13 protein-coding genes are annotated in these 12,146 nt (G+C 62.1%); 6 read left to right on the forward strand and 7 right to left on the reverse strand.

What is annotated here, in order from left to right; all coding sequences use genetic code 11:
* Positions 1-9: 9 nt before the first annotated feature.
* The gene (locus ABM562_RS02110) at positions 10-1,254 is read left to right on the forward strand and encodes a lipoprotein-releasing ABC transporter permease subunit (protein ID WP_115086098.1); all 1,245 of its coding nucleotides are present in this window, start codon (positions 10-12) and stop codon (positions 1,252-1,254) included.
* A gap of 89 nt (positions 1,255-1,343) precedes the next feature.
* On the opposite strand, the gene ABM562_RS02115 is transcribed toward ABM562_RS02110, so the two are convergent.
* The gene (locus tag ABM562_RS02115) at positions 1,344-2,693 is read right to left on the reverse strand and encodes a heavy metal sensor histidine kinase (protein WP_115086099.1); all 1,350 of its coding nucleotides are present in this window, start codon (positions 2,691-2,693) and stop codon (positions 1,344-1,346) included.
* On the reverse strand, positions 2,690-3,370 hold the full coding sequence (locus ABM562_RS02120) for a heavy metal response regulator transcription factor (RefSeq protein ID WP_115086100.1): 681 nt from the start codon (positions 3,368-3,370) through the stop codon (positions 2,690-2,692). The genes ABM562_RS02115 and ABM562_RS02120 overlap by 4 nt, the downstream gene beginning before the upstream one ends.
* Positions 3,371-3,526: 156 nt before the next feature.
* Between ABM562_RS02120 and ABM562_RS02125 the strand changes: the two genes are divergently transcribed.
* Both ABM562_RS02125 and queF read left to right on the forward strand, forming a co-directional pair.
* Positions 3,527-4,021, forward strand: coding sequence for a cupredoxin domain-containing protein (locus ABM562_RS02125; protein WP_115086101.1), 495 nt, complete (start codon positions 3,527-3,529; stop codon positions 4,019-4,021).
* Positions 4,022-4,089: 68 nt separating this feature from the next.
* Positions 4,090-4,920 carry an NADPH-dependent 7-cyano-7-deazaguanine reductase QueF gene (queF, locus tag ABM562_RS02130; RefSeq protein ID WP_115086102.1) on the forward strand — a complete coding sequence of 277 codons (831 nt, stop codon included), beginning with the start codon at positions 4,090-4,092 and terminating at the stop codon, positions 4,918-4,920.
* A gap of 45 nt (positions 4,921-4,965) precedes the next feature.
* On the opposite strand, the gene ABM562_RS02135 is transcribed toward queF, so the two are convergent.
* Positions 4,966-5,229, reverse strand: coding sequence for a DUF4404 family protein (locus tag ABM562_RS02135; protein WP_460420647.1), 264 nt, complete (start codon positions 5,227-5,229; stop codon positions 4,966-4,968).
* A gap of 124 nt (positions 5,230-5,353) precedes the next feature.
* Complete coding sequence (locus ABM562_RS02140) at positions 5,354-5,914, reverse strand: phosphonoacetaldehyde phosphonohydrolase-related protein (RefSeq protein WP_460420649.1); 561 nt, start codon at positions 5,912-5,914, stop codon at positions 5,354-5,356.
* Between the two features lie 191 nt (positions 5,915-6,105).
* On the opposite strand from ABM562_RS02140, the gene ABM562_RS02145 reads away from it, so the two are divergent.
* Positions 6,106-6,807: an MlaA family lipoprotein gene (locus ABM562_RS02145; protein WP_460420651.1), complete on the forward strand. Its 702-nt coding sequence runs from the start codon at positions 6,106-6,108 to the stop codon at positions 6,805-6,807.
* Between the two features lie 53 nt (positions 6,808-6,860).
* Here ABM562_RS02145 and ABM562_RS02150 read toward each other — a convergent pair whose 3' ends face one another.
* Positions 6,861-7,160: a PilZ domain-containing protein gene (locus tag ABM562_RS02150; RefSeq protein ID WP_233674021.1), complete on the reverse strand. Its 300-nt coding sequence runs from the start codon at positions 7,158-7,160 to the stop codon at positions 6,861-6,863.
* A gap of 262 nt (positions 7,161-7,422) precedes the next feature.
* Here ABM562_RS02150 and rssB point away from each other — a divergent pair, with 262 nt between their 5' ends.
* Together rssB and rssC are read left to right on the forward strand one after the other, a co-directional pair.
* Positions 7,423-8,607, forward strand: coding sequence for a two-component system response regulator RssB (gene rssB, locus ABM562_RS02155; protein ID WP_115086107.1), 1,185 nt, complete (start codon positions 7,423-7,425; stop codon positions 8,605-8,607).
* Positions 8,604-9,086 carry an anti-sigma factor antagonist RssC gene (gene rssC / locus ABM562_RS02160; RefSeq protein WP_010227140.1) on the forward strand — a complete coding sequence of 161 codons (483 nt, stop codon included), beginning with the start codon at positions 8,604-8,606 and terminating at the stop codon, positions 9,084-9,086. Before rssB ends, rssC begins: the two co-directional genes overlap by 4 nt.
* A gap of 30 nt (positions 9,087-9,116) precedes the next feature.
* Here the strand turns inward: rssC and ABM562_RS02165 are convergent, their stop codons facing one another.
* Entirely contained in the window at positions 9,117-11,021 is a 1,905-nt protein-coding gene (locus ABM562_RS02165) for an alkaline phosphatase D family protein (RefSeq protein ID WP_460420899.1), read from the reverse strand.
* A 196-nt stretch (positions 11,022-11,217) separates the two neighbouring features.
* Positions 11,218-12,144, reverse strand: coding sequence for a transaldolase (gene tal, locus ABM562_RS02170; protein ID WP_258578121.1), 927 nt, complete (start codon positions 12,142-12,144; stop codon positions 11,218-11,220).
* Between the last annotated feature and the right edge of the window lie 2 nt (positions 12,145-12,146).

Here is a 12,146-nt window from a genome sequence, read left to right on the forward strand (position 1 = left end):
GCTTCGTTCATGTTCAGACCCTTGTCTATTTTCATCGGCGCGCGCTACACCCGCGCCAAGCGCCGCAACCATTTCATTTCGTTCATCTCCATGACCTCGATGATCGGCCTGTCCCTGGGCGTGTTGGCGATGATCGTGGTGCTGTCGGTGATGAACGGCTTTCAGCGCGAAATGAGTTCGCGCATCCTCGGCATGGTGCCGCACGCCAGCGTGCTCGGTGCCCAGCCGCTGGACGACTGGCGGCCGGTGGCGGCCGAAGCCTTGAAGAATCCTGAAGTGATCGCCGCCGCGCCACTGACCGAGATGGAAGGCATGCTTTCCTACAAAGGCTCGATGCAGCCAATCCAGGTCAGCGGCATCGACCCGGCCGAGGAGGGCAAGGTCTCGATCGTCGCCCAGCATATCGTTCAGGGCCGCCTCGAAGACCTCAAGCCGGGCGAGTTCGGCGTGGTCATCGGCGAAATCACCGCGCGGCGTTTTCGCCTCAACGTCGGCGACAAGCTGACCCTGATCGTGCCGGAAGTCAGCAGCGCGCCAGGTGGCATCACCCCGCGCATGCAGCGCCTGAACGTGGTCGGGGTATTCAAGGTGGGCGCCGAGCTGGATGGCTCGCTGGGCCTGATGCACATGGCCGACGCCGCGCAGATGCAGCGCTGGGCGCCGAACCAGGTGCAGGGCGTGCGCCTGAAGGTCAAGGACCTGTATGCGGCGCCGCAGGTGTCCAAGGCGATTACCGCGAGCCTCGGCGAGCAGTACCGCGCCGATGACTGGACCCACACCCAGGGCAGCCTGTTCAGTGCGATGAAGATGGAAAAGACCATGATCGGTCTGTTGCTGCTGCTGATCATCGCCGTGGCGGCGTTCAACATCATTGCCACGCTGATCATGGTGGTCAACGACAAAGGTGCCGACATCGCCATCCTGCGCACCATCGGCGCCACGCCGGCGCAGATCATGGGCACCTTCATGGTGCAGGGCAGCCTGATCGGTATCGTCGGTACCTTGATTGGCGGCGTGCTCGGGGTGGTCGCGGCGCTGAACGTCAGCCAGATCGTCGGCTGGTTGGAGCGGGTCAGCGGCCAGCATATCTTCACCTCGGACGTGTACTTCATCAGCACCTTGCCGTCGGAGCTGCAGTGGGGCGACGTGGCGCTGATCTGCAGTGCCGGCTTGATCATGAGCTTCCTGGCGACGCTGTACCCGGCGTGGCGGGCATCGCAGGTGGAACCGGCGTACGCCTTGCGTTACGAGTGATGGCCGTTACGGCCGCACTGCGGCCGATCGCTGGCAAGGCCAGCTCCCACAAGAGCCATTGTGGGAGCCGGCCTTGCCGGCGATAAGGGTTACACCGTCGGCAAGTCGATCACGAACCGCGTCCAGCCCCCAGCCGATTCCCCACGAATACTCCCCCCGTGCGCCTGCACGATCGAGCGGGTAATCGCCAGTCCCAATCCCGCATGTTCACTGCTGCCTTCGCGCCGCGCCGGATCCGCCCGGTAGAAGCGGTCAAACAACTTCGGCAGCAGCGCCGGGTCAATCGGCTCGCCACGGTTGGCCACCTGCAGCCGCACCAGGCCTTCCCGTTGTTCAATCGTCACGCGAATCTCGCCACCGGCCGGGGTGAAGCGCAAGGCATTGTCCAGCAGGTTGGACAGGGCCCGGCGCAGCATATGTCGATCGCCTGCCAAGGGTGCTTGCCCCTCACGGCTCAACTTCACTTCGGCATCTTCGGCCAAGGGGGCGTAGTACTCGAGCAAGGCATCGGCCTCGTCCTCAAGCGCCAGCTGTTGGCGGCTGGGCATCAACAAACCGTGGTCGGCCTTGGCCAGGTAAAGCATGTCGTTGACCAGTTGCGCCATCCATTGCAGTTCTTCGAGGTTGCTGTGCAGCGCCTCGCGGTATTCATCCAGGCTGCGCGGCCGGGTCAGGGTCACCTGGGTGTGGGTCAGCAGGTTGGACAGTGGCGTGCGCAGCTCATGGGCAATGTCGGCGGAGAACGCCGAGAGGCGCTGAAAGGCATCGTCCAGGCGTTCGAGCATGGCATTGACGGTCTGCGCCAGCTCCGCCAGCTCTACTGGCATCTGCCCCTCCGGCAGGCGCGTGGTCAGCGAACGCGCCGAAACCCCGGAGGCCACTTCACCCATCTGGCGCAATGGCCGTAGCCCGCTGCGCGCTGCCCAGGCACCGAGCAGTGCGGTGGCCAGGGCCGAGAGGCCGACGGTGAGCCAGATCAACTGCTGCATGCGCTGGAGAAAATGCTGGTGGTGGGTGATGTCGAGAAACAGCGTCAGCTGTGCGTCGCCGTCGTTGAGGTTGACGCACAGGCTGCGGTAGTCGACGCCACTGGCGTGCAAGGTGCTGAGCCCGACCACCTGCGGCGAGTCGGGCAGGCCGGCCTGGCTGTCGAACCAGATGCGCCCGTCACGGCCACCAATGCGCACGGCAAGGTCGGCCTGGTGGCTGAGTTCGGTCTGCAGGGCGGGCAGGCGCGGGGCGAGGCTGGCTGGGCTATCTACGCCTTCGAGCATCTGGCGCAACAGCGACAGGCGGCTGTTGAGCAATTGCTGGTCGAGTTCGATGAAGTGAGTGGCGCTGGCGCGGCTGAAGAGGATGCCGGCGGTCAGCGACACCACTGCAGTGCAGGCGGCAAACAGCAACGCCAGGCGGCTCCCGAGGGACAAGCGACGCATCAGGCGCCGCGCTCTTCAAGCACATAACCCATGCCGCGCACGGTATGGATCAGCTTGTTGTCATGGGCGTCGTCGATCTTCAGGCGCAGGCGGCGGATCGCCACTTCGATGACGTTGGTGTCGCTGTCAAAGTTCATGTCCCACACTTGCGAGGCGATCAGCGACTTGGGCAGCACCTCGCCCTGGCGGCGCAACAGCAGTTCGAGCAGGGCGAACTCCTTGGCGGTCAGGTCGATGCGCTGGCCTGCGCGTTCGACCCGGCGGCGGATCAGGTCCAGGCGCAGGTCGGCCAGGCCCAGGGTGGTTTCCTGCGCCGGGCTGCTGCCACGGCGCAGCAGGCTGCGCACCCGCGCCAGTAACTCGGAAAAGGCGAAAGGCTTGACCAGGTAATCGTCGGCGCCCAGTTCCAGGCCATGCACGCGGTCTTCCACGGCGTCGCGGGCAGTGAGGAACAGCACCGGGATTTCCAGGCCGGCGGCGCGCACGGCCTGGAGGATCTGCCAGCCATCGCGGCCGGGCAGCATGACATCGAGGATCAGTAAATCGTAGTCGCCGGTCAGGGCCAGGTGCTGGCCGGTATTGCCGTCGCTGGCAAGCTCGGTGGCGAAGCCCGCTTCACTGAGGCCCTGGCACAGGTACTGGCCGGTCTTGGTCTGGTCTTCGACGATCAACAGTTTCATCGGCTGGCTCTTTAGCGTGAATTGCCGGAGGGTTATACCGCGCCGGGTGTGCCGGGTGGCCAAGCTGACAAAGTTGTAATCTTTTTGTCAGGTGACTGCCAGCGGCGGTTTTCTACAGTGAAGGCTGAATCGTCGCAACCCTGGAGTGGGCTTGAAATGAAACACCTTTTTATTGTTGGCGCTCTGGCGCTGTTCAGCCTTCCGGTCCTGGCATCACCCGCGCATTCCTACGCCTTCGGGCAGCCTGCGCCCGCGAGCAAGGCGACTCGCACCGTCGAAGTGGTGATGGGCGACATGTACTACGCGCCGCGCAGCCTTGAGGTCAAGGCCGGGGAGACCGTGCGCTTCGTGCTGGTCAACAAGGGGGCGGTCGTCCATGAATTCAGCCTGGGCGATGCTGTAATGCATGCCAGGCACCAGAAAGAAATGCTCGCCATGCAAGGCCAGATGGACCATTCCGCCATGGGGCACGGCGGTATGGACCATGGCGCAAGCATGCAGCATGACGATCCGAACACGGTGATGGTCGAGCCCGGCAAAAGCGCTGAGCTGACCTGGACCTTCAGCCAGTCGACGCCGATCGAGTTCGCCTGCAACGTGCCCGGCCACTACCAGGCGGGCATGGTCGGCAAGCTGACCATCGGCCAATAACAGCCGATTGCCCAATGCATGGCCTAAAACCGATAAACTAGGCGCATTTGCTCCTACAGGTTTTAGCCATGCATCCTGCCGCCGAACATTCTCCGCTGGGTAAATCCAGCGAATACGTCGCTACTTACACACCCTCGCTGCTGTTCCCGATCCCGCGGGCGGCAAAATGGGCCGAGCTGGGCGTCAGCGCCGAGACCCTGCCATGGCTGGGTGTCGACTTCTGGAACTGCTTCGAGCTGTCCTGGCTGCTGCCGTCGGGCAAGCCGGTGGTGGCCATTGGCGAGTTCGCCATCCCGGCCGATTCGCCGAACATCATCGAGTCGAAGTCCTTCAAACTGTACCTCAATTCGTTGAACCAGACCGTGTTCGAGTCGCCAGCGGCGTTGCAGGCGTGCCTGGTCAAGGACCTGTCCGCTGCTGCCGGCAAGCCGGTGGGCGTGCAGATCCGCAGCCTGGCCGAGGTCGAAGGGCAGGGCGTGGTCGGCTTGCCAGGTGTGTGCATCGATGAGCTGGATGTCAGCATCAGCAATTACGAGCAGCCACAACCGGAGCTGCTGCGTTGCGACAGCAGCAACATTGTGGAAGAAACCCTGCACAGCCATTTGCTCAAGTCCAACTGCCCGGTCACTGGCCAGCCGGACTGGGGCAGTGTCACTGTGCATTACCGCGGCGCGGCGCTGGATCATGCCAGCCTGCTGACCTACCTGATCAGCTTCCGCCAGCATGCCGACTTCCATGAGCAGTGCGTCGAGCGTATCTACCTCGACCTCAAGCGCCTGCTCAACCCCGAACACCTGACGGTCTATGCCCGTTACGTGCGCCGCGGCGGTCTGGACATCAACCCGTACCGCAGCACCGGGCAGGTGACCCTGGCGAACCTGCGACTGGTTCGCCAGTAACGAAAAAGCCCCGTTCGATGACGGGGCTTTTTTATTCAGGTGGGCTTAGATGCCCATGCTTTGCAGGCTCTGAACGATATTGCGCAAGGTGGCGGTCAGGCCCGGGTGCTCGACTTCGAAACGCTCCACGGCGAGGTTGACGCCATCGACCAGGTTGTTGTCCGGGGTCTTGTTTTCTAGTTCGATCTTCGCCTCGATTTGCTGCATCAATACATGCAGGTCGGCTCGCTCTTCTTCGGTGAGCGGTGGATTTTGCTCCAGTTGCTCGCGCAGGGCGTCAAGTTGCTCTTGCAGTTCGCGGGCAGGCATGGGTGTTCTCCCTCTATGAATAGGCACAGTCATGGACCCCGGCAGTGGGTGAAAGGTCCATGCCCTGTCTACTAGAGTAATCCACCGGCCAGCGCTTTGCATGACCCTGATCAATGGCGCTGTTTCAGGGTTTTTCGCCTTTGCGCCGGCGCTGGCCGATATCCGCCAGGCAATCGGCCAGGGCTTCAAGGTGGTCGACCACTGAATGCACGCCCAGGGCAAACAACTGCAAGGTGGCCTGGCCGCGCTGGCGTTCCTGCTCCTTGGGGCTCAGGGCCTGCCACTGGCTGCTGGGCCCGCAGGACGCCAGGCCGATGGTCCACAATCCGGCATTGAGGCCTGATTGCAACAGGCGCGGTTCGTCACTGACCAGCACGCAACCGTCGAGTTTGCTCGCCTTCAGCTGCATGAGCGCCCGCCAGCAGGCATCTGGAGCAGGCCAGGGTGTTTGGCAACCGGGGTAGCCACTGAGCCAGGCGGGCAAGGGGCTTGCCAGATGGTTGCCATCCGCTGCCGGCAGCTCATCGAGCCAGGCGCAAGGAACCTTTTGCTGGTACAGCCAGTCAAGGGTGGGTAGCGCGCCGGGAGTCGGGCAGGGGGTTCGAGCATCAGGACCCGGATTCACTTCGACAAGGCAGCCGCGCAAGCCGAACAGCAGGGCAGTGATGGCGGGGGAGTCTGACATGGCAACGTCCCTGAAATAACTTGCAGGCTACGCTGGGGTTGTGACCTTTTGGTGACGCTGCCGATACACAGTTGTTCACATTTTTGCGACGCTGTTTATGCCAAGCTGTTTAACGGCAGCGGAGGCTTTATACTGGCTTCATTTTTCGGCGTAGGACGCGCAGCGTCTGCCCCAGTTCGAGGAGTAACTCTATGCTTAGGATCGGCCTGATCGATCGGATGACCCGGGCCTGTGTCTGTGCCGGCCTGCTTTTGGCGCCTGTAGTCGCGGCCCAGGCGGCGACTGAGGATGATCCATGGGAAAGCATCAACCGGCCGATCTTCCGCTTCAACGACACGGTCGACACCTATGCCCTCAAGCCGCTGGCGCAGGGTTACCAGGCGGTCACCCCGCAGTTCCTCGAAGACGGCATCCACAACATGTTCCGTAACCTGGGCGATGTCACCAACCTGGCCAACAACGTGCTGCAGCTCAAGCCGCACGCGGCCGGCGTCGACACTGCGCGGCTGATCGTCAACACCACCTTCGGCATCGGCGGCTTCTTCGATGTCGGCACCAAGATGGGCCTGCAGCGCAACGACGAAGACTTCGGCCAGACCCTCGGCTACTGGGGCGTGGGCAGTGGTCCGTACGTGATGCTGCCGTTGCTCGGCCCGAGCACCGTGCGTGATGCCATCGCCAAGTACCCGGACACCTACACCGAACCCTACCGCTACATCGACCACGTGCCGACCCGCAACACCGCCGCCGCCGTCGATGTGGTCGACACGCGTGCCAGCCTGCTGTCGGCAGAAAAGCTGATCAATGGCGACAAATACATCTTCATTCGCAACGCTTATCTGCAGAATCGCGAATTCAAGGTCAAGGATGGCGAAGTCGTCGACGACTTCTGATCCGGGCGGGCAAGCAAAAGGCGACCTTCAGGTCGCCTTTTTTGTGTCTGCATTTATTTCATGCTGAGGATGCGCAAGCCGAGCTTCTGTCCGCCGTCTGCCTGGTCGGCGATCCACACCACTTCGGTGCTTGCTTCCAGGCCTTTCAGCGCCGTGTGCTCGGAATCGATACGCACCTCGAGGTTATCGCCGACCTTGAACTGGCGCGGCGACTGGACCTGCATGCCGCTGCTGGAGAGGTCCAGGCAGACCGCAGTGATGACTTGGCCTGCGTGGATCAGGCTGACATCTGCATCCACCCGCATGCGAATGAAATCGCGCTTCTCGCTGTAGTCCATGTGCACTGAACTCATGTCTGCATCCTTTCATTGCGTTGCGGTTGGAGAGGTTTTTATAACTCCCGGTGCTTTCGGCTGTAAAGAGCATCGGCGACCATCGGTGTGCCCTTGAAACGCCCGGCGGATGGGAGTACCGTCTGCGCCTTACAAGGCACCTCTGCTATTTGCCGGACAGGTTTTCATGTCCTACAACTCATAGAAGAGTAGCTCGAAGTGAATCCAGTACGTGGGCCGATGCTCACCTACGCCCAACTTATTCCTGGCGCCGTTTGCCCACATGCAGAAAACCAGTGCAACGCTGCTGATAATCGATGACGACGACGTCGTACGTGCGAGTCTTGCCGCCTACCTGGAAGACAGCGGTTTCAGCGTCCTGCAGGCAGCCAATGGCCAGCAGGGCCTCCAGGTCTTCGAACAGGAACACCCTGATCTTGTGATCTGCGATCTGCGCATGCCGCAAATGGGCGGCCTGGAGCTGATTCGCCAGGTGACCGAGCGCGCGCCGGAATTACCGGTAATCGTGGTTTCGGGTGCCGGGGTGATGAACGACGCCGTCGAAGCCCTGCGCCTGGGTGCGGCCGACTACCTGATCAAGCCGCTGGAAGACCTCGCGGTACTCGAGCATTCGGTTCGCCGGGCCCTGGACCGCGCGCGACTGGTGCTGGAAAACCAGCGCTACCGGGAAAAGCTCGAAACCGCCAACCGCGAGCTCGAGGCCAGCCTGCACCTGCTGCAGGAGGACCAGACTGCCGGGCGTCAGGTGCAGATGAACATGCTGCCGGAAAGCCCCTGGGTGGCCGACGACCTGTCGTTCGAGCACCAGATCATTCCGTCGTTGTACCTGTCGGGCGACTTTGCCGACTATTTCCGCGTCGATGAAAGGCGAATCGCCTTTTATCTGGCAGACGTTTCCGGGCATGGCGCTTCTTCGGCCTTCGTCACCGTGCTGCTGAAGTTCATGACCACGCGCCTGCTGTTTGAATTCAAGCGCGGCGGCAAGTTGCGCGATTTCAAGCCTTCCGAAGTACTCGGGCACATCAACCGCGGCTTGATCAACTGCAAGCTGGGCAAGCATGTGACCATGGTCGGCGGTGTTATCGATGAAGATACGGGTATCATGACCTACAGCATCGGCGGTCACCTGCCGTTGCCAGTGCTTTATACCCCGGGCCAGAGCCGTTATCTGGAGGGCCGTGGGTTGCCGGTCGGGTTGTTCGAGGAGGCTGTCTACCAGGACCATATCCTGGAGTTGCCGCCGCAGTTCAGCCTGACCCTGCTATCTGATGGCATTCTGGACCTTTTGCCGGGTGAAACACTCAAAGATAAAGAGGCGGCCCTGCCTGAAATCATCAAGGCCGCAGGCGGTAGTCTGGATGGGCTGCGCCAACGATTCGGATTAGCTACGCTTGGGGAGATGCCGGATGATATCGCCCTATTGGTGTTGAGCAGGAACCTTCAATGAGTACGGGTAGAATCCAGTTCGCCGAGCAGAATGGCACCTTCGTGCTGAAGTTTGTCGGTGAAGTGCGCCTGACCTTGTGTTCGGCGCTGGATGCGACGATTGAAAAGATCTTCACGGCGCTGAATTTCTCGGCGATCGTCATCGATCTGACAGAAACCAACAGCATCGACAGCACCACCCTGGGCTTGCTGGCCAAGCTCTCGATCCTGTCGCGGCAAAAGGTCGGGCTGTTGCCAACGGTGGTCACCACCCACGCCGACATCACCCGCTTGCTGCAGTCGATGGGCTTCGACCAGGTGTTCAACATCGTTGACCGGCCAATCCCGTGCCCGGAGTGCCTGACCGACCTGCCGTCCCAGGACCAGAACGAAGACGTGGTGCGTTCCAAGGTACTGGAAGCGCACAAGATCCTCATGGGCCTGAACGACTCCAACCGCGAAGCCTTCCACGACCTGGTCAACGCCCTCGAGCGCACCTGATCACCGACCAGGGCGCCGTTCTGGTGCCGGTCAAACCTCTTTGCAGTCAGCTTGCCGTGGTGGAAATTCCGTTGCCTCGCTGCCATCGGCGTTGAGCTGGAAAATCCGCGCCGGTTGCCCCTGTTCATTGAAAAACACCTGGCCCAGGCCCGCGCTGTTCCACAGCCGCTCGCCGGCCTTGCTGTGGGCGGGTGTACGCGGGATCACTTGCATCTGCCGGCGCTTGGTAAACCAGTTGAGCGGTGAACGTGGCGAGTACAGCCAACGGTTGAGGCGGTCGAAGGTATCCAGCAGGCGCTTGGGGAACTGGTTCTTGATGCCGCTGCTGGTGATCTGCCACAGGTGCGGGGCGCGTTGGCGGTGGCGGATCAGTACCTCGTAGACGAACGAGTAATGCACGTCGCCGGAGAGAATCACGTAATGCCCCGGCGTCCGTGAGTGGCGGAAGATATTCAGGATGACCTGCGCCGCGCCGCGATGGGCCATCCAGTTCTCGGCATCGACCAGCAGCGGATAGCCCAGCCAGCTGAACACGCGCTGCACGGTCTCGATCAGCTTGACGCCGAAGATCGGCGCTGGCGAGACGATGATTGCCGAGGGATGGTCGAGCAGCGCCTGTTGCAGCTCGCTGAGGGCTTCCCAGTCGAGCAGGCCGGAGGGGCGTTTGAAGTTGCTCTCACTACGCCAGCGCCGGGTGCGGGTGTCCAGCACCAGCAGTGCCGGGCTGCTCGGCAGGACGAACTGCCAGCCCTGAAAGCGCAGCACCTCGTTGATCAGGGCATCCTGCAACGGTGTGTCGAGGTAGTCGTCGGCATCGGCACTGTGGCTGAAGGCCTGGCAGTGCTCCAGCAGCGCGCTGAACGCCTCCGGATTGTTGCCCCAGCCCTGGCACAGCAGGTAGCCGAGCAGGGCGTTGCCGATGATGCGCTTGGAGAAAGGGTGGCCGTAGGCGGTTTCTTCCCATTGCGCCGACAGGTTCCAGTCATCGGTGATGTCGTGGTCGTCGAAGATCATCAGGCTCGGCAAGTGTGCCAACACCCGGGCAACCCCGCCAAGGCCGCTGGAAAAGCCGTTGATCAGTTGTTGTTCCTGGCGATAGCGCGCCTGGCGCTCGGCGCTGAGGCCGGGCGGCATCTGCGGCTCGATCAGGCCCCAGGGCACCGGTGACCAGACCAGCAGGTACATGGCCATGACTTCGGCGAAGGTCACCAGGTGGTTGTCGGCGTTGCTGCTGGTGAAAATCGGCTTGCGCGTGCCGCCGAAAAAACGCTCGCGCAGGGTTTCGTTGCTCTCCAGTGCGGGCAACAGGTCGGCGCGGTGGTAATAGCTGGCCGGATGCTGGTAAAGCGCAGCGCTGTTGTCCACCACCGCCCCTTGCAGGTGCTCGCCAAACAGCCCCAGGCTCTCGATCAGCGCATGAATGGCCCGCAGCATGGGGCCGGCGACATCGTCGGCATACACCTGGTCGCCGCTCATCATCAGCAGGGCAGGGCGCTGCAATGGCGCGGGGTTTTCCAGCAACAGGCGGTCGGCGCACAGCAGGCCGTCTGCTGCCGGGTGATGGGGTTTACGGCATGAGCCGTGGAGCAATTGCTCCAGCTGCGAACGCAACACGAAGTTCGGCCGTTGCGCGCCCGGGTAGAGCAGGTGCGGGGCGTACTGGGCGATGCCTTGGGTGTTGAGAATCAGGTCGTAGTCGATCTGCTCATCGCGCGGCAGCGGGCTGTCGAGGGTGATGTCGAGCAGATGGACAAAAGCGTGGCGACCGATCGGCATAACCGTGCAGTTGATGTCGGCAGTAATGCCTGCGCAGCTCAGTTGCAGCTCGGCTTGCAGCGGCTCGGAGGCTACCAGCCAGAACACTATCCGCGTGGGTTCGAGGCGGCGCAGCAACGGGCCGGCCAGTACCAAGGGCAAAGAAGATGCATCGGTTATCGACAACGGAGAAGGCACCACAAGATTGGGAGGTCAGGTTGATCTGGGGCTGCTGTGCAGCCCATCGCTGGCAAGCTAGCTCCCACAGGTACTGCATTCATCGGACCTTGTGGGAGCTGGCTTGCCAGCGATTGCAGGCGACGCGAACTGATTGATGCTCCGCGCAATCTACCTCACTGGCAAACCCAGATTTGTATCAGGCCTTTGCCGCCAACAACGCCTCGAGCTTCTCCTGATCCCGGGCAAACTGGCGAATCCCCTCGGCCAGCTTCTCGGTGGCCATGGCATCTTCGTTCGACGCCCAGCGGAACTGGCTTTCGCTAAGCACCTGGCGCGCCTCGCCGTTTTTGCCTGGCTTCAAGATGCGCGGCAACTCGCCCTGATCATCGCTCAACTGCTGCAGCAGCTCGGGGCTGATGGTCAGCCGGTCACAGCCGGCCAGTTGTTCGATCTGGCCGATATTGCGGAAGCTCGCGCCCATGACCACGGTCTTGTAGTCATTGGTCTTGTAGTAGTCGTAAATGCGCGTTACCGACTGCACGCCCGGGTCTTCGGCGCCGACGTAGTCCTTGCCGGTGGACTTCTTGTACCAGTCGTAGATGCGCCCCACGAACGGCGAAATCAAAAACACCCCGGCGTCGGCGCAGGCCTGGGCCTGGGCGAAGGAGAACAGCAGGGTCAGGTTGGTCTGGATGCCTTCTTTTTCCAGTACCTCGGCGGCGCGGATGCCTTCCCAGGTCGAGGCCAGTTTGATCAGCACCCGGTCACGGCCGATACCGGCCTGGTCGTACAGCGCGATCAACTGCCGGGCCTTGGCCAGCAGCGCCGGTTGGTCGAAGGACAGGCGGGCGTCGACCTCGGTGGAGATACGCCCCGGAATCACCTTGAGAATGCCGGCGCCAACGGCTACGGCAAAGGCGTCACAGGCAACGCCGACATCGCCCTTGCTGTGCTCGACCGATTGCTTGAGCAGCTCGGCATAACCGGGCATGGCCGCAGCCTTGAGCAGCAGGGAAGGGTTGGTGGTGGCATCGACCGGTTTCAGGCGGCTGATGGCGTCGATATCACCGGTGTCGGCAACCACAGTGGTGAACTGCTTGAGTTGTTCCAGCTTGGAAGTCATGG

The sequence above is a fragment of the Pseudomonas sp. ZL2 genome (assembly GCF_054788455.1).

Excerpts from the sequence above, each read along its gene's own strand:
- ABM562_RS02135 (WP_460420647.1), bottom strand. The coding sequence starts at position 5,229 with ATGCCTGCCCGCGAACTGCAAGAGCAACTTGACGCCCTGCGCGAGCAA.
- queF (WP_115086102.1), top strand. The coding sequence starts at position 4,090 with ATGCATCCTGCCGCCGAACATTCTCCGCTGGGTAAATCCAGCGAATAC.
- rssC (WP_010227140.1), top strand. The coding sequence starts at position 8,604 with ATGAGTACGGGTAGAATCCAGTTCGCCGAGCAGAATGGCACCTTCGTG.
- ABM562_RS02110 (WP_115086098.1), top strand. The coding sequence starts at position 10 with ATGTTCAGACCCTTGTCTATTTTCATCGGCGCGCGCTACACCCGCGCC.
- ABM562_RS02145 (WP_460420651.1), top strand. The coding sequence starts at position 6,106 with ATGCTTAGGATCGGCCTGATCGATCGGATGACCCGGGCCTGTGTCTGT.
- ABM562_RS02150 (WP_233674021.1), bottom strand. The coding sequence starts at position 7,160 with ATGAGTTCAGTGCACATGGACTACAGCGAGAAGCGCGATTTCATTCGC.
- ABM562_RS02140 (WP_460420649.1), bottom strand. The coding sequence starts at position 5,914 with ATGTCAGACTCCCCCGCCATCACTGCCCTGCTGTTCGGCTTGCGCGGC.
- ABM562_RS02120 (WP_115086100.1), bottom strand. The coding sequence starts at position 3,370 with ATGAAACTGTTGATCGTCGAAGACCAGACCAAGACCGGCCAGTACCTG.
- rssB (WP_115086107.1), top strand. The coding sequence starts at position 7,423 with ATGCAGAAAACCAGTGCAACGCTGCTGATAATCGATGACGACGACGTC.
- ABM562_RS02125 (WP_115086101.1), top strand. The coding sequence starts at position 3,527 with ATGAAACACCTTTTTATTGTTGGCGCTCTGGCGCTGTTCAGCCTTCCG.
- tal (WP_258578121.1), bottom strand. The coding sequence starts at position 12,144 with ATGACTTCCAAGCTGGAACAACTCAAGCAGTTCACCACTGTGGTTGCC.